20 protein-coding genes and 1 pseudogene are annotated in these 21,151 nt (G+C 74.9%); 7 read left to right on the top strand and 14 right to left on the bottom strand.

Going from position 1 to position 21,151, the window contains the following annotated elements:
- Window positions 1–122 precede the first annotated feature (122 nt).
- The 4 genes from BLU95_RS02045 to BLU95_RS02035 all read left to right on the top strand — a co-directional run bounded on the left by BLU95_RS02045 (window position 123) and on the right by BLU95_RS02035 (window position 3,295).
- A complete protein-coding gene (locus tag BLU95_RS02045) occupies window positions 123–827 on the top strand; it encodes an alpha/beta fold hydrolase (RefSeq protein ID WP_093858389.1) in 705 nt (234 codons plus the stop codon).
- 324 nt (window positions 828–1,151) lie between these two features.
- Entirely contained in the window at window positions 1,152–1,949 is a 798-nt protein-coding gene (locus BLU95_RS02040) for a DUF4232 domain-containing protein (RefSeq protein ID WP_093858388.1), read from the top strand.
- Window positions 1,950–2,176: 227 nt separating this feature from the next.
- Window positions 2,177–2,332 carry a hypothetical protein gene (locus tag BLU95_RS42060; RefSeq protein WP_159424725.1) on the top strand — a complete coding sequence of 52 codons (156 nt, stop codon included), beginning with the start codon at window positions 2,177–2,179 and terminating at the stop codon, window positions 2,330–2,332.
- Between the two features lie 135 nt (window positions 2,333–2,467).
- The gene (locus BLU95_RS02035; protein ID WP_093858387.1) at window positions 2,468–3,295 is read left to right on the top strand and encodes a lipase family protein; all 828 of its coding nucleotides are present in this window, start codon (window positions 2,468–2,470) and stop codon (window positions 3,293–3,295) included.
- 82 nt (window positions 3,296–3,377) lie between these two features.
- On the opposite strand, the gene BLU95_RS02030 is transcribed toward BLU95_RS02035, so the two are convergent.
- On the bottom strand, window positions 3,378–4,043 hold the full coding sequence (locus BLU95_RS02030) for a hypothetical protein (RefSeq protein ID WP_159424724.1): 666 nt from the start codon (window positions 4,041–4,043) through the stop codon (window positions 3,378–3,380).
- A 561-nt stretch (window positions 4,044–4,604) separates the two neighbouring features.
- On the opposite strand from BLU95_RS02030, the gene BLU95_RS02025 reads away from it, so the two are divergent.
- Window positions 4,605–5,018: a hypothetical protein gene (locus BLU95_RS02025; protein WP_093858385.1), complete on the top strand. Its 414-nt coding sequence runs from the start codon at window positions 4,605–4,607 to the stop codon at window positions 5,016–5,018.
- Window positions 5,019–5,328: 310 nt separating this feature from the next.
- Window positions 5,329–5,532, top strand: a complete 204-nt coding sequence (locus BLU95_RS02020; protein WP_093858384.1) for a hypothetical protein — start codon at window positions 5,329–5,331, stop codon at window positions 5,530–5,532.
- Window positions 5,533–5,543: 11 nt separating this feature from the next.
- On the opposite strand, the gene BLU95_RS02015 is transcribed toward BLU95_RS02020, so the two are convergent.
- Together BLU95_RS02015 and BLU95_RS02010 are read right to left on the bottom strand one after the other, a co-directional pair.
- Window positions 5,544–6,428 carry a DMT family transporter gene (locus tag BLU95_RS02015; RefSeq protein WP_093858383.1) on the bottom strand — a complete coding sequence of 295 codons (885 nt, stop codon included), beginning with the start codon at window positions 6,426–6,428 and terminating at the stop codon, window positions 5,544–5,546.
- Window positions 6,429–6,478: 50 nt separating this feature from the next.
- Entirely contained in the window at window positions 6,479–7,285 is an 807-nt protein-coding gene (locus BLU95_RS02010) for an alpha/beta fold hydrolase (protein WP_159424723.1), read from the bottom strand.
- A 347-nt stretch (window positions 7,286–7,632) separates the two neighbouring features.
- On the opposite strand from BLU95_RS02010, the gene BLU95_RS02005 reads away from it, so the two are divergent.
- A complete protein-coding gene (locus BLU95_RS02005; RefSeq protein WP_093858381.1) occupies window positions 7,633–8,682 on the top strand; it encodes a serine protein kinase RIO in 1,050 nt (349 codons plus the stop codon).
- A gap of 74 nt (window positions 8,683–8,756) precedes the next feature.
- Here BLU95_RS02005 and BLU95_RS02000 read toward each other — a convergent pair whose 3' ends face one another.
- From BLU95_RS02000 to BLU95_RS01950, 11 genes and pseudogenes are all read right to left on the bottom strand, one after another.
- Complete coding sequence (locus BLU95_RS02000; protein ID WP_093858380.1) at window positions 8,757–9,857, bottom strand: LLM class flavin-dependent oxidoreductase; 1,101 nt, start codon at window positions 9,855–9,857, stop codon at window positions 8,757–8,759.
- 6 nt (window positions 9,858–9,863) lie between these two features.
- Entirely contained in the window at window positions 9,864–10,418 is a 555-nt protein-coding gene (locus BLU95_RS01995) for a flavin reductase family protein (RefSeq protein ID WP_093858379.1), read from the bottom strand.
- Entirely contained in the window at window positions 10,415–11,299 is an 885-nt protein-coding gene (locus BLU95_RS01990; protein ID WP_093858378.1) for an alpha/beta hydrolase, read from the bottom strand. Before BLU95_RS01990 ends, BLU95_RS01995 begins: the two co-directional genes overlap by 4 nt.
- Complete coding sequence (locus BLU95_RS01985) at window positions 11,296–12,471, bottom strand: LLM class flavin-dependent oxidoreductase (protein WP_093864574.1); 1,176 nt, start codon at window positions 12,469–12,471, stop codon at window positions 11,296–11,298. Before BLU95_RS01985 ends, BLU95_RS01990 begins: the two co-directional genes overlap by 4 nt.
- 161 nt (window positions 12,472–12,632) lie before the next feature.
- Entirely contained in the window at window positions 12,633–13,823 is a 1,191-nt protein-coding gene (locus BLU95_RS01980) for an acyl-CoA dehydrogenase family protein (RefSeq protein ID WP_093858377.1), read from the bottom strand.
- A gap of 157 nt (window positions 13,824–13,980) precedes the next feature.
- A pseudogene (locus tag BLU95_RS01975) lies at window positions 13,981–14,898 on the bottom strand (ABC transporter ATP-binding protein); the annotation flags it as partial.
- Window positions 14,895–15,986, bottom strand: coding sequence for an ABC transporter ATP-binding protein (locus BLU95_RS01970; protein WP_093858376.1), 1,092 nt, complete (start codon window positions 15,984–15,986; stop codon window positions 14,895–14,897). The pseudogene BLU95_RS01975 and the gene BLU95_RS01970, both read right to left, overlap by 4 nt.
- Window positions 15,967–16,947, bottom strand: coding sequence for an ABC transporter permease (locus tag BLU95_RS01965; RefSeq protein ID WP_231978207.1), 981 nt, complete (start codon window positions 16,945–16,947; stop codon window positions 15,967–15,969). Before BLU95_RS01965 ends, BLU95_RS01970 begins: the two co-directional genes overlap by 20 nt.
- Window positions 16,944–18,047: an ABC transporter permease gene (locus BLU95_RS01960; RefSeq protein ID WP_159424722.1), complete on the bottom strand. Its 1,104-nt coding sequence runs from the start codon at window positions 18,045–18,047 to the stop codon at window positions 16,944–16,946. Before BLU95_RS01960 ends, BLU95_RS01965 begins: the two co-directional genes overlap by 4 nt.
- Complete coding sequence (locus tag BLU95_RS01955) at window positions 18,044–19,603, bottom strand: ABC transporter substrate-binding protein (protein WP_093858375.1); 1,560 nt, start codon at window positions 19,601–19,603, stop codon at window positions 18,044–18,046. Before BLU95_RS01955 ends, BLU95_RS01960 begins: the two co-directional genes overlap by 4 nt.
- A gap of 622 nt (window positions 19,604–20,225) precedes the next feature.
- Window positions 20,226–21,089 carry a DsbA family protein gene (locus BLU95_RS01950; protein ID WP_093864571.1) on the bottom strand — a complete coding sequence of 288 codons (864 nt, stop codon included), beginning with the start codon at window positions 21,087–21,089 and terminating at the stop codon, window positions 20,226–20,228.
- Window positions 21,090–21,151 lie beyond the last annotated feature (62 nt).

Raw genomic sequence — 21,151 nt, 5'->3', positions numbered from 1 at the left:
CGGTTTCGGCGTGCGGCCCTTCCGGCGGTGCGGGACGTCACGTTCGGTTCGGGGGGAGCCCACCCGCCGTCGGCGGTGCTCGTTCCTCCGTGCGCGGTGAGAGGGGGCAGGGTGAGAGTCCCATGACGGGCGCTGCCGTCCCGCGAACGCGGTGGATCGCCCGCCCCGACGCGGTCCTGCGTGGCGAGGAGGTCGGTGCCGGACCGACCTACGTCCTGCTCCACGCCGGTGGCGAACGCCGTCACGTGTGGGCGCCGGTCAGCAAGGCCCTCGTCGACGCCGGATTCCGCTGCGTGGCCTTCGACCAGCGAGGTCATGGTGACAGCGACGGCGACGCCCGAACGCTGGCGGCGTGCGCGGAGGACGTCGCCGCCGTGGTGTGCGGCGAGCCGTCGGGCTGCGTGGTCGTCGGCGCTTCGCTGGGCGGACTCGCCGCCGTGGCCGCCCTCACCGATCCGGCCGTGCGAGCGAGGGTGGCAGGGCTGGTCCTGGTCGACGTCGTCCCCTGTCTCGACGCCCCCCGGGTCCGCGCCTTCCTCGCCGCCGGCGGCCTGGCCGGCGCATACGCGGAACTCGTCGAGGACATCCTCGCTCATGTGCCCGTGCTCCGGCAGGTCACCGCGGAGCTAGACCTGCCCGTCCTGCTCGTCCACGGTGGTACCGGATCGTCGGTCGGCGCCGAGGACATCGACGAGTTGCTGCGGCTGGCTCCGCACACCACGGTCCTGCCCGTCCGCGACGCCGGACACCTCATCGCCCGCGAGCAGCCTGCGGCGCTGGCCCGGACCGTCATCGCCGCCACCGCCGCCTGGCACGGCGCGCGGTAACGAGCGCGCCGTCCAGGGGCCTTGTCCCTTCCGCTACCGACGGCCGGGTGCCGTGCGGGCAGTTCCGGAGCGCGGGAGGGGCAGAACGGTGGGGGCGGACGGGCAGCGCGGCAGGGCGGGCCGGGTCGGGAGAACCCGTCCGGTGGCGTCGAGGTGAAGCGTTCCCGCAGGTCAGGAGGGGTGATGTCGGCCAGGTGCGGGCCGGATCGGGAGCGCAGGGGCGTCGGGCGGAGCCGGGAGGGGACCGCAGTACTGTCCGGCGGGGTTCCGACGGTGCTGCCGGGCGATCCCGCACATCCGTACGTCGTCCCCGGGGGATCTGCCATGTCGGCTCGCCGCACTCTGCTCGTTCCGGCCGCGCTCGTCGGCGTCCTCCTCGCGGCGAGCGGCTGCGGACCCGACGACCCCACCGGTCCGGGGCCGGCGCAGGCCGCGACCGGGACGCCGACGGCGGGCCCGACCGGCGCTCCGACCGGTGGCGCGACCGCTGCTCCGACCGGCGCTCCGGCCGCACCGCCGAAGACCACGGTGCCCACAGCGCCGACGGTGCCCACGGCGGCGGCGACGCCCTCCGGTGCGACGCCCCCGTCCGGTGCGACGGCCGCGCCCGGTGCGACGGCCGCGCCCGGCGGCGGAGGTGCCGATGATTCCTACGCCTACACCCACCCCTGTGACGCCAAGGACCTGGCGATACGGGTGACCACCCGCCCCGAGGCGCCGAGCCAGCGGGTGATCGAGGTCCGCAACCAGGGCGCGCGCTCCTGCGGCCTGAGCTACTTCCCGCTGGTCAGCGTGGGCGACTCGCACGCCGCCGACCGTGGCAAGGACATCCGGCCGCTGGTCCCGGGCGGGCTGGGCGGCCCGCCCGCCTACCCGGTCGGCGCGGGCAGGACGGCGTTCGCCGTGATCGACCTCAACCCCGGTGGCGGAACCGCCGCGTCCGCGAGCGGGGTCGACGAGCTGAACGTGGTGGCCGACGGCGACCACATGCCGACCGCCGAGGCCCGGAACTTCCCGCTCGGCTCCGGCGCGAAGGTGCGGGCGCCCAGGCTGGGCCTCTACCGGGCCACCGTCGCCGACGCGGTCGCCAGCGCCGCCACCGCGGACCAGAAGCAGGCGTAGCGGTCGTCGCGCTCAGCCGAGCCGGACGGCCTCGACGCGGGAGAGCAGCGGGACCAGCCGGAAGCCGGCCCGGCTCCCGGACGGGAACCCCACCTGAACGACCGGCCGCCCGTACGAGCCGTGGGTCTGCCGGCCTGTCCGCCGCGCTGCCTGCCCCGGCCCGGGCCCGGTTGGTAGGTTCGTTCACCCGGACGCACTGACGACGGACACGGACCCGAAGGAGCGGCATGGGCGTCTTCCGCAAGCTCACCTCGATGGGCACGTTCGGCCTGGTCGACTTCCGCAGCGACAAGGAACGGATCGCCAGGAACACCAGGCGGACCGTCAAGGAACTGCGGAAGCAGACGAAGCTGATGAAGGAAGCGCGGAAGCGCGGCAGGTAGCCGGAGCCCCGGGCGAGGGGCAGGGGCAAGCGGCTCGGGGCAAGAGTCCCGGGCAGGGCGTGTCCCGGGCCGGGTCGTTCGTCCACGGGCCTATGGTGCTGGGTGTTCCCGCCCAGGCTCTCCCGGAGGACACCGATGGCCGTTCCCGCGCTGGACCACTCGACGACCCGCTATTCCCTGCAGCACGCCTACTGGATGGCGCGCGCGGCGGGCCTGGCGCCGCTGGAACGCGAGGCCATCGAGGAGCAGGCGCGGGCCTGGGGCTTCCAGGAGGTCAGACACTTCGAGTCCAAGCACGCCATGCCGTTCCCGATCGAGGACACCCAGGCCTACGTCATGGCCGGTGACCGCATGATCGTCGTCGGGTTCCGCGGCACCGAGGTGCTCAAGATCTACGACTGGCTCACCGACGTGAACACCCCGCCGGTCCCCGGACCGGCGAACAAGGGCTTCGTGCACTACGGCTTCCACCAGGCCCTGCAGTCCGTCTACCCCGGGATCCGCGACACCGTGAAGGAACTGCGTACCGGGAACCAGAGCATCTGGTTCACCGGGCACAGCCTCGGCGGCGCCCTCGCGATGCTGGCCGGCAGCAGGTTCTACTTCGAGGAGCCGCGGCTCCTGCCGGACGGCATCTACACCTTCGGCCAGCCCCGGACGTGCGAGCGCCAGCTCGCCGCCGCCCACAACACGGCCTTCCGGCAGCGCTGCTACCGCTTCGTCAACAACAACGACATCGTCCCCCACCTGCCGCCCGGCCCGTTCTTCACCCACGTCGACACGCTGCGCTACTTCGACGCGGGCGGTCACCTCCACGAGTCCATGCCGCTCGTGGCGGGGCTGAAGGACCGGGCCAAGGGCTTCGCGACCGACCTGCTGGCCCCGGAGACGGACGCCGTCAGGGACCATCACCTGCCCAACTACCTGGCCGCGTTCGAGAAGAGCCTCGCCGCATCGGGCTGAGGACGGAATGCCGAGTGCCGAGTGCCAAGTACCGAGCGCCGAGTGCCGGACGACGCCTGTGGCTCGCCGCCGGGTACGCCTGTCACCCCGGCCACAGGCGTCGCCACCGGGGCCGCCGCCGGTGTCCGGCGGGAGTCGCGTCCTCGGGCGGACGGGACTTCCGGAGCGGGGCGGTTTCGAGCAAGCCGGTGAGATGCGCGCCCAGGCCGAGCGAGCCCACCGCGACAGCGGCCAGGCCGGCGTTGCGCGCGGTGGCGTCGGGCGGCCCGGGAGGCGGGCCCAGGCGGGACCGGGCCGCTCCCGACGGGTCCACGGTGACGACGGTCTGCTCGCCGGTCCGCGGCGTCCAGTCACCCAGCTCCACGTTCCCGTGGCGACTGCCGTCGGGGAGGCGTACCTCGACGGTGGTGGAGGAGTTCTGGTCGCCCTTCCGCACCTTGACGACCACGGCGGGCACGGTCGTGCCCCGGTCGTGGAGCGCCTGTTGGTCGGCCATCGACACGCAGTACTCCTCGAAGACCAGCCAGCCGACCGCGAACACGGCCAACGACGCCGCTGACACCCTCCACCACGCGGGGTGGTAGGCCACGCCGGCCGCCGCCCCGAGAAGGAGGGCCGCCGCACCCGCCAGCATGACAACGATGCCGACCACATGGAGGTGGGCCCAGTGGTAGACCATCCACATCGACAGCCACCCCACGCCGGCGACCACGCCCGTCATGAGCGCGGCGAGGCCTGTCGCGGTCACGCCGCGCAGCAGAATCCGGCCCCGTAGTGGCACTCTGCGCCCCTCCGCCCCTGCCGCCACGCCCACCCCCGGCTCGTCGAACCCCGCCCGCTCGCAGACCTGTTGTCCCGATCCAGCGTGCAGGCGCGGGCCGCCCGGCGACAAGAGCAGTGCCGCCGCGACCGTCGGCGGCGTGGTCGAGCACCTGGCCCACCACCTCGCGCCGCATACGGGTGTCGGTCGCACGCTCCACTCCACCGGCGCGGGCACCGCGTCGTCCTCGGAGACGAAGCCGGCCGCTTCCCGGGAGCGGACATCCGCAGCACCCACCACGAACCCCGACTGCGGCACCGTCAGCACCCCTCCGCCACCGGGCCACTCCGCGGGGGACCGAACCGATCAGCGCCCGACCGGTCGGACGAGCCGTCCGTCGGCACCCGACCCGGCGCCCGGAACGCCAGGAGAACGTCAACCTGCCGTCATGGAGGTCCCGCTCCGGGGCGCCGAGGATGGGGGACAACGGCAGGGCGCGACCAGGGACCGTCCCGGCACCCGCCGCCCGGCCCGCAGGAGGAAATCACCATGTTCATCGGCAGGAAGCTGACCGCGACCCTGGCGCTGCTCGGCGCCGCGGCCACGGGCGGAGTGGTGGCCGCCGCCCCGGCGGGAGCGGCTCCGCGCGCCGCCACCTCGCAGACCACCCTCGCGTCGGTGGGAATCCGGCTGAGCACCAGTCACGGTGTCGGTGTGTACGGGTACTACAACGTGAACAGCGCCAAGGTCGCGGCGGACCTCTTCCCGTCCTCGCACGACGGGATCGACGTCGACTGCTGGAGCGACTGGGGCCAGGACATCGGCTCCGGAAGCCTCTGGTACCACACCTACCGCGAGTACCACAACGACGCCGGGTGGCAGCAGAGCGTGTACGGGTGGACCTACGCGGCATACGTGGACTACGGCGCCGCCAAGAGCCGCCTGCCCTTCTGCGGTTACTAGGCCGCGCCGTCCCTGACCAGCACCCGGGTCGCCCACTGACCGGGAACGGTACGGCCGGGCGGTGACACATCAACACCTGCCGCCGCCGGGGGACGGCGAGCGACAGACAGCGCCTGCGGCGAACCCCTGCGCGACCTCCGGCCCCACCCGGTGGAACGCAGGACGAACCGGCCGCCGTACGGGGGTCCCGGCCCACTCGACGAGTGTGCCGGCAACGGAACGGCCGCAGCCGAGGCGCCCGCCGTCGGGCCGCGTCGTCGCGAACACTGTTCGCGACGACGCGGCCCGACTTCTCGTTCGAGGAAAGCCGATGGAGTCGGCGATTGCCGCGGTGCTGTTGATCGCGACAGGGAAGGCCGGCGTTCGCGCCACCGGGAGGCGGATCTTCCGGGAGCGGGTGCTGGAGTTCCACGTCGTCCACGTCGATGGAGAGGAACGGAAGGCGTACCGATCCCCCTCCGGGGAGACACCGTTGTGGGAGCGGCTCATCGGTGGGCAAGTGACGGCTGGTTGAGGTGGGCCCGGTCAGGTGCGGCGGGTGACGGCGACGCCGGCGAGGCAGAGGGCGCCGCCGGCGAGGGTGAGGAGAGCGGGGGTTTCGCCGAGGAGGAGCCAGGCCATGGCGACGACGAGGGCGGGGACGGAGTAGGTGGTGGCGCCCATGCGGGCGGCGGTGGTGCGGGAGAGGGCGTAGGCCCAGGTGGTGAAGGCCAGGGCGGTGGGGAACAGGCCGAGGTAGACCACGTCGAGGGTGGAGGACAGGGGGGCGGCGGAGAGGTCCGAGGCCAGCTGGGGGGCGAACGGGAGGCAGGCGACGGCGCCGATCAGGCAGCCGAAGGTCGTCACCTGGAGGGCGGTGGCGTGCCGCAGGGCGGGCTTCTGGGCGACCACGCCCGCCGCGTAGGCGACGGCCGCGAGCAGGCACAGGCCGATGCCGGTCACCGAGCTGCCCTCGCCGCCCGACATGGAGAGGCCGACGACGATCACGCCGGTCAGCGAGACGGCCATCCCGGCGAGCAGCTTGGACGGGAGGCCCTCGCGCAGCAGCCAGCCGCCCAGCAGGGCGATCAGGACCGGGCCGATGCCGATCAGCATCGCCGCCGTGCCCGCCTCGACCTCCTTCTCGCCCCAGTTCAGGGCGACCATGTAGAGGCCGAACCAGAGCAGGCCCGAGACGGCGATGCCCGGCCAGGCGGCGCGCGGGGGCAGGCCCTCCCGGCGGTAGGCCAGCAGGCCGAGCAGGGCGACCGTGCCCACCAGCAGGCGGCCGAGCGCCAGGGATCCGGGGCCGAAGTGTCCGTTCGCGCTGCGGATCGCCACGAAGGCGGATGCCCACAGCACCACCGTCGTCGAGGCCGCCGCCAGTGCCTTGCCGTCCCTCGGGGCCACGCCCGCCGCTGAGATGCTCATGAGGGAGAACCTATGGTGCCGAGGTTTCGGCCCGCACCGAAATAACGGCCTCAGCCGTCGCCGAGCACGACGTCGGCGACCAGGCGGGCCACCGCCTCGGGCTGCTCCACCATCACCATGTGCCCGCTGTCGGGGACCTCCACCAGGGTGGCGGAGGGGCAGGCCTCGAGGGCGGCGCGCTCGGTGTCCGTGAGCCCGACCTCGTCCCGGTCGCCGCGCACCACCCAGGCGCGGGCACCGGACTCGCACAGCCGGGGGACGAGGTTGCCGTGCCGGTCGAGGTAGGCGAAGTACTCGGCGATGGCGCGGTTGCAGAACGACGGGGAGTTGCGCTTCAGATCGGCTACGAGCTCCGCCCGGCGCCGTTCCGGGAAGCCCTCGGCCAGGATCTTCGGCGTCATCCACAGCATGACCGGCCAGACCAGGGCGCCCAGCCCCGGGACCCGGCCGAGTGCCGAGGCGACCGCGAGCGCCTTGGACTCGTCCGGCCGGGAGAACGTGGGTGAGAGCAGTACCACCGGCCCGGAGAAGTGTCCGCCGGCCACCATCTCCAGCGCGACGTTGGCGCCGATGCTGTGGCCCACCACGGCCGTGCAGCCGCGTTCGGCCGCGAAGGTGCCGGTGATCGCCGCGTAGTTCTCGATCGACACGTCCACGGGCGCGATCGTGCCGGCGTGGCCGGGGACGGTCGCCGCGATCAGTCGGACCGGTGCGTCGGCGAGTGCGGGGGCGGCCGTCACGTCGGCGAAGAAGGTCGTGCCGCACATCCCGCCGGGCAGGAGGAGGACCCGGTGCGGGGCGTCGGGCGGACCGGACTCCCGTACGTCCCAGGCGTGGAACTGCGCGGCACCGACCATGGTTCGTCCCTCCGGGCTCGTACGACGAACCGCATTGTCGCGTGCCGCGCCGAAACGGTCGGTGACCTTGGGCCGGGCGTGGCATGTCGGGCCGTGCGCGGGCGGGCGGGAATATTCGGTTGCGCCGATCTCGGAAGTCGCTAAGCTCTCACTCGTTCGCGCCGCGGGGCTCCCGTGGCGTGGGGACCGACGTGGAGAAGCAGAGGAGGTGCGTTTCGATGGTCGCCGCCGTGTCGCGGCGCGCCTTGGTGTGCGCGCCATACGCCTCTTCCTCTCGTCTTTCGCCCACCGGCTGACGACGCCTCTCGACTGGCGCAACGGTGGGCTGTTCCCCAGGAGCCACCGCAGTGCGCGAGCGCTTTTCCGAGACCGATTCCTTCTCCCGTATCCGCGCCAAGGGCGCACCCCGCCGCGGCCGCCGCTCCGAGCGGTTCGACGACCACGAGCCCGAGGTCGTGTTCCGGTTCGACGACCACGGGGCCTACGCCGTCGCCGGTGACGAGTACGCCGACTTCGACGCCGAGCAGCACGACGGCCACGACGGCCATGGCGGCGCGTACGAGAACCACGGCGACAGCCACGACAGTTACGACGACAACCCCGACGGCGGCCCGGCCGAGGGCGACCGCTGGTCGACCTGGGACCGGTCCACCCCCACCGAGAAGGGGCCCGAGCCGCGCCCCGACTGGGTGGTGACCGAACTCGCGGCCGTGGACACCGAATTCGGGCTGGTGAAGACCGGCAAGGAGGCGGACGTGTTCCTGCTGGAGCGCGGGGTGCCGGGCACGGACCGCCGCACCCTGATGGCGGCCAAGCGCTACCGCGACTCCCAGCACCGGATGTTCCACCGCGACTCCGGCTACCTGGAGGGGCGGCGGCACAAGGAGTCCCGGATCGCCCGGGCGATGGCCAAGCGGACCGCGTTCGGCAAGGAGGCCATCGCCGCGCAGTGGGCCGGCGCCGAGTTCACCGCGCTGTGCCGGCTGTACTCGGCCGGGGTGGCCGTTCCCTACCCGGTGCAGATCCTGGGCACGGAGATCCTGATGGAGTTCGTCGGCGACGAGAGCGGCGCCGCGGCGCCCCGGCTCGCGCAGCTGCGCGCGGAGGAGGCGGACGTCGAGGACCTGTGGGAGCAGCTGGGGCGGAGCCTGTCGTTGCTCGCGGTCGACGGCTACGCGCACGGGGATCTCTCGGCGTACAACATCCTGGTCCACGAAGGGCGGCTGGTGATCATCGATGTGCCGCAGATCGTGGACGTCGTCGCGAATCCCCGTGGCCGTTCGTTCCTGGAGCGGGACGTGCGCAACGTCGGCGCCTGGTTCGTCTCCCGGGGCCTGCCGGAACGGCGGGTCGGCGAGCTGGTCGAGTCCCTGGAGTTCGACGCCCGGCTGGGGTGACGGGCGTCGGTCGGGCGGCGGGGTCGCACCCCGCCGCCCGACCTGACCCGAGCGGACGCCTCCGGCGGCCGCCGTCAGGCCCCGCGCTTCCAGAGCCCCCGCTCGGCGAGGATCGGCAGCACGTTCTCCCCGACCCAGTACGCCTCCTCCAGGTGCGGGGCACCGGAGAGGACGAACTCGTCCACGCCCAGCCGGTGGTACTCCTCGATCCGGTCGGCCACCTCGCGGTGGTCGCCGACGAGGGCGGTGCCCGCGCCGCCGCGCACCAGGCCGATGCCGGCCCACAGGTTGGGCGAGACCTCCAGCCGGTCGGTCGAGCCGCCGTGCAGCTGGCGCATCCGCCGCTGCCCCTCGGACTCGCTGCGGGCCAGTGCCGCCTGGGTCTCGGCGATCCGCGCCGGGTCCATGCCGGCGAGCAGCCGGTCGGCCTCCGCCCACGCCGCCCGCGCGGTGTCGCGGGTGATGACGTGCAGCCGGATGCCGAACCGCGGCGCGCGGCCGTGCCGGGCGGCGAGTTCGCGGACGTGCCGGATCTTCTCGGCGACCATGGCCGGGGGCTCGCCCCAGGTGAGGTAGACGTCGGCGTGCCGGGCGGCGACCTCGACGGCCTCCGGCGAGGAGCCGCCGAAGTACACCTCGGGCACCGGTTCCGGCAGCCGGGTCAGCCGGGCGCCCTCCACCCGGAGGTGGGTGCCGCGGTGGTCGACCTGTTCGCCGCGCCACAGCCGCCCGGTGACGGAGAGGAACTCCCCGGTGCGGGCGTAGCGGCCCGCCTTGTCGAGGAAGTCCCCGTACGCGCGCTGCTCGGCGGACTCGCCACCGGTGACGACGTTGAGCAGCAGGCGGCCGCCCGACTGGTTCTGGTAGCTGGTGGCCATCTGGGCGGCCAGCGTCGGGCTGAGCTGACCGGGGCGGAAGGCCACCAGGTACTTCAGGCGCTCGGTCTCCCGGGTGAGCATCGCGGTGGTCAGCCAGGCGTCCTCGCACCAGGCGCCGGTCGGCGTCAGCGCCCCGGTGAAGCCGAGCTGTTCCGCACTGCGCGCGATCTGGCCGAGGTAGGCGACGCTCGGCGGCCGGTCGGTGCCGACGGTGCCGGGCGTCGAGCCGTGGCCGCCGCCGACGACGTGCCGGCTGTCCCCGGTGGTCGGCAGGAACCAGTGGGCGGTGAGCGTCATGGCGGCTCAGCCCTCCCGGAGCGGGGTGAACCCGCCGTAGCCGCCGTCGTGGTGGACCAGCGGCGGGCCGTCGGTGGTGTCGACGGCCAGTACCTCGCCGACGACCAGCAGGTGGTCGCCGACCGGCTGGAGCAGGAACGGGCGGGCCGTGAGCCGGGCGGCGGCGCCCGCGAGGACGGGTGTGCCGTACGGGCCGGTGTGCCACTCGGTACCGGCGAAGCGGTCGGTCCCGCTGCGGGCGAAGCGGTTCGCCAGCTCCCGCTGGTCCTCGCGCAGGATGTGCACGGTGAAGGCCTCCGCCTCCCGTACCGCGGGCGCGGCCGAGGCGGTGGCCGACAGGTAGAAGGACACCAGGGCGGGGTCCAGGCTCACCGAGGTGAACGAGGTGGCGGTGAAGCCGGCGGGGCCGCCGGGCCCGGCCGCGGTGATCACCGTGACACCGGCCGCGTGCCGGCGCAGGGCACGGCGGAGCAGGTCGGCACCGTGGGTGCCGCCGAGCGCGGACGGCCGGGCAGGTGCGGACGGCTGGGTGCGGACGGGCCGTTCGTCGAGGGTGGTCATGCGGGACTTCCTTCCGGGGCACGCGGGTGGGGGGTGCGTCCGCCCGCGTCGGTGGTGACGATCCGGGCGGGCAGGTGCGGGCCGCCCCGCAGGCGTTCCAGCCACTGGACGACGGCGGCGGCGACGCTGCGGTGGGCGGCGTCGTTGAGCGCGTCGTGACGGCCGTCGGCGACCAGGACGAGCCCGGCGGCGAGGCGGTCGGCGAAGCGCCGTGCGGTGGCGGGCGGCGACACCGGGTCGGCGGACCCGTGCACCACGAGGACCGGTACCCCTACGGAGGCGATCGCGGTGGCCGCGTCCTCGGCGGCCCGGGCCAGGGCGGCGGGCACGTCCTGGGCGAGGGCACCGGACCGGAACTCCGGGTCGGTGGCCAGCAGGTCGCGGTGCATCGGGCAGGACGTCCGGGCGCCGAGCTCGTCCGTCCAGGTCTCGGCGGTGTCCGAAGCCCCGGTTGCGGCACCCGCGGTGGGCAGACCGACGAGCAGCAGCCCGTCGGGCGCGGCCTGCCGGGCGGCGGCCAGGGCGAGCAGAGCGCCGGTGTCCGAGCCGGCCAGGACCACGGGCGTGCCGGACGGGGCACTCGCGCGGGCCTCGGTGACCTGACCGGCCAGGTCCGGCGGGACGGATCCCGCAGCGGGGACGGATCCCGCAGCGGGAACGGATCCCGCAGCGGGAACGGCCGGGACGGCCACCCGGTAGCCGTCGAAGGCCAGCCGCCGCCCGAAGCGGGCGTACACACCGGGGTGCTCACCCCGGCCGGGCAGCAGCAGGACGGTGCCGCGCACGGTGACGCCCACGGCGGGCTCCCAGACGGCGGGCTCCCGGAGGGCGGGGGACGGGCCGGCCAGTGGCACGGGGGCGGCCGCTGCGGTGGTGGTCATCGGGCGGCACCGGACACTGCGACGGCGGCCTGCTCGGACTGCCGCACCCGGGTCTCCGCAGCGTCCCGCGCAGCCAGGGCATCGCGGCGGGCGACCTCCTGGCGCACCAGCGGGATGAGCTCCTTTCCGTAGTCGAGCGCGTCGTCCAGCGGGTCGTAGCCGCGGATCAGCAGCGTGGTCGCGCCGAGGTCGACGTAGTCCAGCAGCGCCTGGGCGACCGTCTCCGGCGTGCCGACCAGCGCGGTCGAGTTCCCCGCGGCGCCGGTTGCCGCGGCGGGGGCCGTCCACAGCGCGCGGTCGTGCCGGTCGCCCTTGGCGGCGGCGGCCAGCAGGCGCTGGGAGCCGACGTTCTGCGGGGCGGCCCCGGGGCCGGTCGGCAGGATCCTGCGGCGGCCGCCGAAGACGTCGCCGCCCTGCTTGATGGTGGCCAGGACGCGGTGGGCGCGCTCCCAGGCCTCCTCCTCGGTGCGGCCGAGGATCGGGCGGAAGGACACGCTGATGCCCTGGACGTCGGTGCGCCCGGCGGCGGTGGCGGCGGCGCGGACGGAGGCGATCTGCTGGGCGGTCTCGGCGAGCGGCTCGCCCCACAGCGCGAAGGTGTCGGCGTGCCTGCCGCCGACCCGGTAGGCGGCCTCGGAGGAGCCGCCGAAGAACAGCGGGATGCGCGGCCGCTGGAGCGGCAGCACCTCGGACTTGAAGTCGGCGAAGCGGTAGTACGGGCCCTCGTGGTCGAACGGTTCCTCGGCGGTCCAGGCCTTGGTGAGCACGGTCAGGTAGTCGTCGGTGCGTGCGTAGCGCTCGTCCTTGGTGAGGTAGTCGCCGTCGCGGCGCTGCTCGGCGTCGTGGCCGCCGGTGATGATGTGGACGGCGACCCGGCCGCCGGAGAACCGGTCCAGGGTCGCGAAGGTGCGAGCGGCGACGGTGGGTGCGACGAAGCCGGGGCGGTGCGCGATCAGCAGGCCCAGCCGCTCGGTGTTGGCGGCGGCGAAGGCGGCGACCTGGTTGGGGTCGGGGCTGGCCGAGGAGTGGGCGATCAGGATGCGGTCGAAACCGGCCTCCTCGTGGGCCCGGGCGAACCGGCGGGTGTAGTCGGGGTCGACCACCGGGCCGTGCGCGGGGCGGGTCTCGGAGACGTCGTGGGTGGAGATCATGCCGATGAACTCGACGGGCATGGCGGTCTGCCTTTCGTGGCGAGGGGACTTCTTGGCAACGGGACTTCTTGGCGAGGGGACTTCTTGGCAAGGGGACTTCTTGGCAAGGGGACTTCTTGGCAAGGGGACGGGGAGGAGCGCCGCGGACGGCGGGGCCGGTGGGAAGGGGAAGGAGCGAGCCGTCAGCCGACCGTCGGGCGGTGCAGGGCGGCCCGGCCCCGGGCGAGCAGGACGGTGTCGTCCTGCGGGGTGTGCACCCGGGCGCACAGCACGTCGCGCAGATGCCGCTGGAGCGGGTGGTGCCGGGTCAGGCCGTGGTTGCCGACCAGGGCGACGGCCCGCTGGACGGACTCCACGGCGGCGCGGGTGCCGAGCAGCTTCGCTCCGGGGGCCTCCTCGACGGCCGACGGCTCGCCCGCGTCGACGGCCGCGGCCAGGGCGGCGACCAGCCGCTCGGCGCCGCCGAGTTCGACGTCGATCAGGCCGAGTTCGCTCTGGAAGCGGGGCAGGCTCGCCAGGGGCGCGCCCAGGGCGCTCGGGGTGCGCTCGTGCAGGAAGGCGGTGAGCCAGGACTGCGCCGCGCGGGCGACGCCCAGGTAGAGGGCGGTCAGGCCGAGCGAGTTCCAGGCGGCGCCGATCGGGTCCCGGCCGCCCTCCGGGGAGGGGGCGGCGAGGCGTGCGGTGTGGTCGAGCGGGACCCGTACCGCGTCCAGCAGCACGTCGTCGCTGCGGCTGGCCCGCAGGCCGAGGTGGTCCCAGGTCGGCTCGACGGTGATGCCGGGCAGGTCGCCGCGGACCAGGAACGAGCCGACCCGGGGTTCGGGTTCGTCGGTGCGGGCCCACACCAGCAGCCAGCGCAGCGCGGGCGCGCCGGTGGAGAAGATCTTGCGCCCGGTCAGTTCCCAGCTGTCGCCGCGCCGTCTCGCCACAGTCGCCGGCAGCCCGCCGCGTACGGGGGTGCCGAGCTCCGGTTCCACCCGGACGTGGTTGACCAGGGTGGGGCGCTCGGCCGACTCGGCGAGCAGCTGCGCCAGCGGACCGGCCGGCCAGTGGGCCTCGCGCGCCTCGGCGGCGTGGACGAACAGGGTCATCGCGGTGACCAGGGCGACCGCCGGGTCGCCCGCGCCGAGCGCGCGCAGGATCCGGACGGCGTCGGCGAGACCTCGGCCGGGGCCGCCGTGCCGTTCGGCGACGGTCGCGGTGAGCAGACCGGCCCGGTGGACGAGCGCGATGCCTTCGGTGGGGAAGGTGGCGTCCCGGTCGTGTTCGGCGGCCCGCTCCGCCAGGGCGGCGGTCAGCGCGGGCAGCCCGTCGAGGTCGGGCGGTGGGGGCGCGGGTCGGGCGGGGGCGGCCGCTGCCGGTGCCGGGGTCATCGGGGCTGCTCCGAAACGGTGGTGGGGCGGGGGCGCCGTGGGCGTTGCCCGGGTCGAGCCGGGCCCGCCAGTCCGGGCTGTGGTGGCAGGCGGCGGTGTGCGTGTGCTGACCGGTGCCGGGGACCGCGAGCGCCGGTCCGAGTTCCGGGACCGCCGCGCAGGCCGCGTCCGCGAACGGGCACCGGTGCGCGAACCCGCAGCCCCCACCGGGGACGGCGGCCGCGGCGGGCGCCCGCAGGATCCGCAGCGCGGCCCGCCGGGCGGGATCCGGGCCCGGTGCCGAGGCGGCCAGCAGCGCGCTGTACGGGTGCAGCGGCCGGTCCAGCACCGCCGGTGCCGGTCCCTGCTCGACGATCCGGCCCCGGTACAGCACGGCGATCCGGTCGGCTATCCCGGCCAGTGAGTCGAGGTCGTGCGAGATCACCACGACGGCCAGGCCCAGTTCGTGACGGAGCCGGTCCAGCAGGCGCAGGACGTGGTTGCGGTTGGAGGCGTCCAGGGCGCTGACCGGTTCGTCGGCCAGCAGCAGCCGGGGCCGTCCGACGATCGCCCGGGCCAGGGCGACCCGCTGGCGCTGGCCGCCCGACAGCGCGCCCGGGGTGCGGCCGGCGAGTGCGGCGTCCAGGCCGACCCGGTCGAGCGCCTCCCGCACCCTCGGCCCGCGCTCGGCGCGGGGTACGCCGGCCACGGCGAGCGGTTCACCGACGAGGCGGGCCACCGTGAGATCGGGGTCCAGGGAGCGCAGCGGGTCCTGGAACATGTACTGGACGGTCCCGGCCCGCCGCGCCGTCCGCAGGGAGCGGCCGCGCAGGACGGTGCGGTCGGCGCCGTCCACCGTGATCCGGCCGGAGGTGACGGGCGCGAGCCCGGCCACGGCCCGGGCGAGCGTGGTCTTTCCGGAGCCGGTCTCGCCGATGAGGCCCAGGATCTCTCCGGAGCGTGCCTCCAGGTCGACCCCGCCCAGCACGGTGCTGCGGCCGTAGCGGACCTCCAGGCGCTCGATCCGCAGGGCGGGGGACCCGGCGGCGGGCGCCGGTCCGTCGGTGATCGAAGAGGCGATGGCGGTGATGCTCATACCGGGACCTCCGTTCGTTCCGTGACGTCCGTCCGTTCGCGGACGCCGCTGAGGGCCAGTTCGGCGCTGCGCAGGCAGCGCGCCGCCCGGCGGCCGGTCCCGGGGACGGGCGTGAGCGGGACGGTCTGCTCGGCGCAGGCGGCGGTGGCGTACTCGCAGCGCGCGGCGAAGCGGCAGCCGGCCCCGGTGGTGCCGGGCTCGGGCGGCCGGCCGGGAATGACGGCGAGCTCCCGGCGGTCCCGGCGGCCCAGGCCGGCGACCCGCAGCAGCGCCTCGGTGTACGGGTGGGCCGGGGCGGCGGCCACCTCGGCGGTCGGGCCCTCCTCGACGACCTCGCCCGCGTAGAGCACCAGCACCCGGTCGCACACCTCGGCGACCACCGCCAGGTCGTGACTGACCAGCAGCAGTGCCAGCCCGTGCCGGTCGCGGAGCACGCCCAGCAGGTCCAGCACCTCGGCCTGGACGACGGTGTCCAGCGCGGTGGTGGCCTCGTCGGCGACCAGCAGCTGCGGGTCGCCGGAGATCGCGACCGCGATCAGGACCCGCTGGAGCATGCCGCCGGAGAGCTCGTGCGGGTAGCTGTCGTGGACCCGCTCCGGGTCGTGCAGGCCGACGGCCCCGAAGAGTTCCACTGCCCGTCGGCGGGCCTCGGCCCGGCCGAGTCCGCGCCGGCGCAGCGGTTCGCCGAGCTGGCGCCCGACGGTGAGGGTGGGGTTGAGGTACGAGCCCGGGTCCTGGAAGACGGCGCCGATCCGGGTGCCGCGCACCTGCTGCCACTGGCGGTCGGTCAGGCCGACGAGATCCGTGTCGGGGCTCCCCGGGCCGTTGCCCGCCGTGCCGCCGAGAACGATCCGGCCGGCGGACACGGCGACCCCGGGCGCGGGCAGGCCGAGCACCGAGCGGCAGGTGAGCGTCTTGCCGCTGCCGGACTCGCCGACGAGCCCGACGGCCTCGCCGGGGAGTACGTCGAACGAGACGTCGCGGACGGCCTCGGTGCGGCCGTGGCCCACGGTCACGTGCAGCCCCTCGACCCGCAGGGCGGCGGTGGTGCGAGCGGGAGGGCCGGGTTCAGGCGGGGTGCGGGACATGGTCGTGCTCCTTCCGGTCCGGCGCGGACGGGGTTCCTGTCACGGACAGGGTTCCTGGCGCGGACGGGGATACCGGCCCGGACGTCACGCCCGACGCCGCGCGTCTCCTCGCGGCCCGGCTGGTGCGGGTGGCGGCCGGGGCGGCGCCGGTCCGGTCGCTGTCGGCGAGGACGTCGGCCAGCAGGTTCAGCGCCCCGACGGTGAGCATGATCAGCACGGCCGGCGGGACCGGTGCCCACGGCTGCTGGGCCAGGAAGCCGAGGTCGCTGGCGAGCATGCCGCCCCAGGTCGGCGCCGGCGGCTGCACGCCGATCCCCAGGAAGGTGAGCGAGGAGACCGTGAGCAGACCGGTGGCCAGCGCGTGCGCGGTGGTGACGGCGACGGTCGGAAGTACCTTGCGCCAGATGTGCACCCGCAGGATCCAGGACCGGGAGGCGCCCATCAGCTCGGCGGCCTCGACGTACTGGGCGCGGTCCAGTCCGAGCGCGGCGGCCCGGGTGACACGGAAGAACAGCGGCGCGAGCAGGACACCGAGCGCCAGCATCGCCTGGTGCAGCCCGTTGCCGAGCAGACCGACGGCGGCGATCGCGAAGAGGGTGAACGGCAGCGTCATCAGGGAGTCCACGGCGCGCAGGGCCAGCCAGGACCAGGCCGCGCCGAACCGCACCGACAGCAGACCGGGGACGACGCCGAGCAGGGCGGCGACGGCCACCGCCTCGACGGCGGCGAGCACGGAGAGCCCGGTGCCGGCCAGCAGTCGGCTCAGGACGTCGCGGCCCAGGTAGTCGGTGCCCAGCAGGTGCTCCGCGGAGGGCCCGCCCAGGATGTGGGCGGTGTCCTGGGCGAGCGGGTCCGCCGGGGCGATCCGTGCGCCGAACAGGGCCAGCAGCAGGACGAGGGCCAGCACGGCCAGCGCGGCGCGGGCGACGGGCACCCGCAGCGAGGCGCTCAGCGTGTTCACGTGTTCACTCCCACAGCCGGAGCCGGAGCCGGAGCCGGAGCCGGAGCCGGAGCCGGCCCGCTCCGCTTCGTCGCGCGTCCCTCCGGCCGAGGCCCGCGCCGGGCCACCGGGTTGAGGGCGAACAGCACGGCGTCGACGGCCAGATTGGCCACGAGCACAACCGCGACGGTGACCAGCAGGGTGCCCTGGATCACCGGCACGTCGTGCTGCTCGGCCGCGCGGAGGGAGAGTTGGGCGATTCCCGGGAGGTTGAAGATCCGCTCGGTGACCACGGCGCCGCCGATGAGGACCGGCACGCTCATGCCGAGCACGGTGAACGCCGGTCCGGCGGCGTTGCGCAGCGCGTGGTCGAACAGCACCCGGCGTCCGGAGAGTCCGCGCATCAGGGCACCGGTCGTGTAGTTGCGCCGCAGCTCCGCGACCAGCGAGGTCCGCAGCTGGCGGGCGATGCCGGCGGCGGTGTCCAGGCTGAGGGCCAGCGCCGGCAGCAGGGCGAACCGCAGCCACTCGCCCGGCTGCCGGGAGAACGGCACGTACCCGCCGGAGGGCAGCAGGCGCAGTTGGACGGCGACCAGGGTGATCAGGCCGATCGCGATGACGAAGGCGGGCAGGGTGCCGAGGAGGGTGCAGACGGCGGTGACCGCTCGGTCCAGCCGGCCGCCGTTGCTCAGCGCCGCCGCGATCCCGGCCGCGCCGCCCAGCAGCACGGCCAGCAGCAGGGCGAGGCCGGCGATGGAGAGGTCGACCGGGAGCGCGGTGGCGATCGAGTCGGCGACCGGCACGGTGGTGAACCAGGAGGTGCCGAGGTCGCCGCCGACCGCGTGGGACAGCCAGTCGCCGTACTGCGCGGGCAGCGGCCGGTCCAGGCCGAACTCGTGGTCCAGCCGGGCGATGTCGGCCGCGGTGGCGGTCTCGCCGAGGACGGCGGCGGCCGGGTTGGCGTCCGAGACGGCGCCGAGGCCGAAGGTCAGCAGCGAGGAGAGCAGGAAGACGGTGACGGTGCTCCCGAGCACCCGCCCCAGCGGGCGCGGGGCGCGCGCGGCCCGGCGGGCCAGGGGCCCCGCGCGCCAGGCGCCCGCACGGGGCAGGACGGCGCTCACGACGCGGTCACCCCCTCGAACCGCTGCACCGCCGTGAAGGCCGGGATCGGCGAGACGGACTTCCGCCGGGCCAGCAGCCGGGGGACGCTGTACAGGAAGGTGTTGGGCATCGTGCGCACCGCGAGCGCGGTGGCCGCCCGGAGGACGGCCGGGTACTCCGGCGAGTCCAGCGGGGTGCGCGAGACCTGCTCGACGGCCGCGGCCAGCTCCGGCGGGGTCCGCCGGCCCGGGTTCATCAGGCCCTGCTCGCCGAAGAGCACCTGGAAGGCCTGCGCGGCGGAGTCGCGGCCCGCGAACTGGTCGGTGAACAGGGCCTTGGTGTGCTGGATGTAGACGATCTGGGTGGCCTGCGCGGCCGGGACCACGTCGATGGTGGCCCGGATGCCGACCTCCTTCAGCTGCGCCTGGAGTTGCTCGGGCAGTCCCTGCGCGGCCGTGGTGGTCAGGGTGAGGTCGACGCCGTCGGGGTGGCCGGCCTCGGTGAGCAGCGCGCGGGCCTTGGCCGGGTCGTATCGGTAGAGGTCGGCCGAGGCGGGGTCGTAGCCGACGTAACCCTTGGGGAACGGCTGGTGGTTGACCTCGCCGTAGCCGAACAGCTGGGTCTTGAGCAGGGCGTCCCGGTCGATCGCGAACTTGAGCGCCTCGACCACCTTGGGGTTGTCGAACGGAGCCTTCTCGACGTTGACGTCCAGGACCGCCACCACCAGGGACGGGATCACCTGGACCTCCAGGCCCGCCGCCTTGGCCGCGGCCACCTGGCTGCCCGGGATCTGGGCCACGTCGAACTGGCCGGACTGGAGTCCGGCGACCACGGTGGCGGCGTCCGGGAGCGGATGGACCTCGAAGTTCTCCAGCTTGATCGCGGTCGCGTCCCAGTAGGCGGGGTTGCGGCGCAGCACGGCCTTGGCGTTCTGGGTGTACGAGGTGAGGGTGAACGGCCCGGCACCGGCCGGGCGGGTCGCCAGCCCGGCGGCGTCCGACTCGAAGGCCTTCGGGTTGACGATCATGCCGGTCTTCCCGGCCAGCAGGTTGGGGATCTGGTAGTCGGGCCGGGAGAGTTCGAGCAGCACGGTCTGCGGGTCGGGTGCGGACACCTCGCGGACGCTGGTGAGCTGCGGGGCGACCAGGGACTTGGGCTCGGTGCGGCCGCGGTCCAGGCTCTTCTTGACGGCGGCGGCGTCCAGCGGGCTGCCGTCGGAGAACGTCAGCCCGGGGCGCAGGGTGAAGGTGACCGAGGTGCCGTCGGCGCCGAACTTCCAGGCCGAGGCCAGGGCCGGTACGGCGGTGCCCTGTTCGTCGAGCTTGGTGAGGCCCGCGTAGACCAGCGACAGCGAGTGGACGTCCCAGCCCGCCGAGGAGAACACCGGGTCCCACGAAGTCGGCAGCGCCCAGCCCCACTTGAGGGTGCCGCCGGCGGTGGACCCGCCCGCCCCGCCCGTCCCGGCCTGCCCGGGGTCGCCGCACGCGGCGAGGACGAACGAAGCGCCGAGGCCGAGGCCGAGGCCGAGCAGGGAACGTCTGCCGAGCAGCGGGCGGTCGTTGGAGGGGCTGGTCATGACGATCAGTCACCTTTCATGGGATGCACGACAGTTGTGACTTCGGTGCGGACGTGGGTGTGGGCACGGGCGGCGCGGGCCGGGGCGATGGGTGGAGCAACGGCGCCTGGAGGCGGAGCCGGGAGGGTGCGGGGTGGGCGGTGCCGAGGGCCGGGGGCCGCCGGGGGGCGCCTGGGGGTGCAGGGGCCGCGGTCGGCCGGGGGAGGCCCGATCGACGGAGGGGTCGGGCGGCCTGGAGTCCGGGCCCGTGGTGCCGGGTTCAGGCCCTGTGCGAGCGGTTCGCCCGGGCGGGCCGGGGCGCGGCGGCGTCGTGGCCGCCAGGTCCGGACGCGGTCAACAACAGCGGGCGCTGCTGGTGCGTCGGTGACTCTTCCGGCGGCGCACCGGGAGGGGGTGCGAGGAGGTCATGGACTCATCCTGGCCAGGTCAGCGGCCTGCTGTCAATGGACACCAAAAGGTGTCCCTTTGCTTCGCCGGGTGCCGCAACACGCCCTCAACACGCCGTTCACGCGCCACCTTTGCGACGTCCACGGAGCGCCGTTGCGGGGCCGGGACCGGGCCGCCGCGCCGCGTGCGGGGCGGCGCCGTGTGACGTCTTGGTCCGGTCGGCGGGCGCGGGTCCTCAGCCGGCGGCGGGGGAGCGGCGGGCCGCCACGACGGCCGGGCCGGAGCGTTCCTGCGGATGGAGCACGACGTCCCCGTTCGCGGTCGGCACGCGCCGGGTGCCGGGCGGCAGCCCTCCCGCCGCTCCTGCCAGCTCGGGAGCGGTCAGGCTCCGGTACCGCTCCAACAGCTCCCCGGCGGTGGGAACGCGGTCCGCCGGCACCAGCGGCGCGGGGGAGACCGCGGCCAGCGCCGCCCGGTACTCCTCCGCGCTCCGCCACCCCGGCACCACCCGGCGCCCGCCCGGCCCGGTGAACACCAAGGTCGGCAGCGCGTACCGGTGGCCGCCGTCCTCGGTCTCCTTCGCCGCCCCCGGGTGGGGCCCGTCCCCGCGCAGGCCGATCACCTCCGGCAGCGGCCGCCGGGCCTCGGCCCGGTCGCGGCGCACCCGCTCGCGGACGGCCGCGGAGGCCAGATCGGCCCGCAGCCGCGGCTCGTCGAGACCGGGCACCCCCGCCACCGCGGCGAGCACGCGCCCGGGGGTGTCGGCGGGCTCGCCGAGCACGAACACGCTCTCCCGCAGCCGGCGCAGCACCCGGTCGGCGACCAGCGGGCCCTGCGCCTCGGCGGCGGCCGCCGCCAGCGAGGACGGCCAGCTGCTCGCGGCCACCCAGCCCAGCCGGGCGGCCCTCGGTGCGCCCGCGTGGTCGGTGATCCGCTGGACGTACCCGGCGTACCAGGCCGTCTCGGCGGCCGGGTCCGGCGCGGGCGCCTCGTCCTCGTCGAACAGGACCCCGAAGACCCGCCGGTGCCCGCAGAAGCCCTCCGCCTCGCGCAGCAGTGTCCGCAGCCTCGGCTCGGCCGCCCAGGACCACGGGCACATCGGGTCGGTGTACTCCACCACCTCGACCTGGACCCGGACCTCGGCGGCCGTGCCCTCGGCCC

Origin of the sequence: Streptomyces sp. TLI_053 (genome assembly GCF_900105395.1) — a bacterium.
In the GTDB taxonomy this organism is placed as follows: Bacteria; Actinomycetota; Actinomycetes; order Streptomycetales; family Streptomycetaceae; genus Kitasatospora.
Note: the sequence above shows the minus strand (reverse complement) of the source record. Positions and strands in the feature narration are given on the sequence as shown.

Coding starts and splice junctions, on each gene's coding strand:
- BLU95_RS02045 (WP_093858389.1), top strand. CDS start 123: ATGACGGGCGCTGCCGTCCCGCGAACGCGGTGGATCGCCCGCCCCGAC.
- BLU95_RS02040 (WP_093858388.1), top strand. CDS start 1,152: ATGTCGGCTCGCCGCACTCTGCTCGTTCCGGCCGCGCTCGTCGGCGTC.
- BLU95_RS42060 (WP_159424725.1), top strand. CDS start 2,177: ATGGGCGTCTTCCGCAAGCTCACCTCGATGGGCACGTTCGGCCTGGTC.
- BLU95_RS02035 (WP_093858387.1), top strand. CDS start 2,468: ATGGCCGTTCCCGCGCTGGACCACTCGACGACCCGCTATTCCCTGCAG.
- BLU95_RS02025 (WP_093858385.1), top strand. CDS start 4,605: ATGTTCATCGGCAGGAAGCTGACCGCGACCCTGGCGCTGCTCGGCGCC.
- BLU95_RS02020 (WP_093858384.1), top strand. CDS start 5,329: ATGGAGTCGGCGATTGCCGCGGTGCTGTTGATCGCGACAGGGAAGGCC.
- BLU95_RS02015 (WP_093858383.1), bottom strand. CDS start 6,428: ATGAGCATCTCAGCGGCGGGCGTGGCCCCGAGGGACGGCAAGGCACTG.
- BLU95_RS02010 (WP_159424723.1), bottom strand. CDS start 7,285: ATGGTCGGTGCCGCGCAGTTCCACGCCTGGGACGTACGGGAGTCCGGT.
- BLU95_RS02000 (WP_093858380.1), bottom strand. CDS start 9,857: ATGACGCTCACCGCCCACTGGTTCCTGCCGACCACCGGGGACAGCCGG.
- BLU95_RS01995 (WP_093858379.1), bottom strand. CDS start 10,418: ATGACCACCCTCGACGAACGGCCCGTCCGCACCCAGCCGTCCGCACCT.
- BLU95_RS01990 (WP_093858378.1), bottom strand. CDS start 11,299: ATGACCACCACCGCAGCGGCCGCCCCCGTGCCACTGGCCGGCCCGTCC.
- BLU95_RS01985 (WP_093864574.1), bottom strand. CDS start 12,471: ATGCCCGTCGAGTTCATCGGCATGATCTCCACCCACGACGTCTCCGAG.
- BLU95_RS01980 (WP_093858377.1), bottom strand. CDS start 13,823: ATGACCCCGGCACCGGCAGCGGCCGCCCCCGCCCGACCCGCGCCCCCA.
- BLU95_RS01970 (WP_093858376.1), bottom strand. CDS start 15,986: ATGTCCCGCACCCCGCCTGAACCCGGCCCTCCCGCTCGCACCACCGCC.
- BLU95_RS01955 (WP_093858375.1), bottom strand. CDS start 19,603: ATGACCAGCCCCTCCAACGACCGCCCGCTGCTCGGCAGACGTTCCCTG.
- BLU95_RS01950 (WP_093864571.1), bottom strand. CDS start 21,089: ATGTGCCCGTGGTCCTGGGCGGCCGAGCCGAGGCTGCGGACACTGCTG.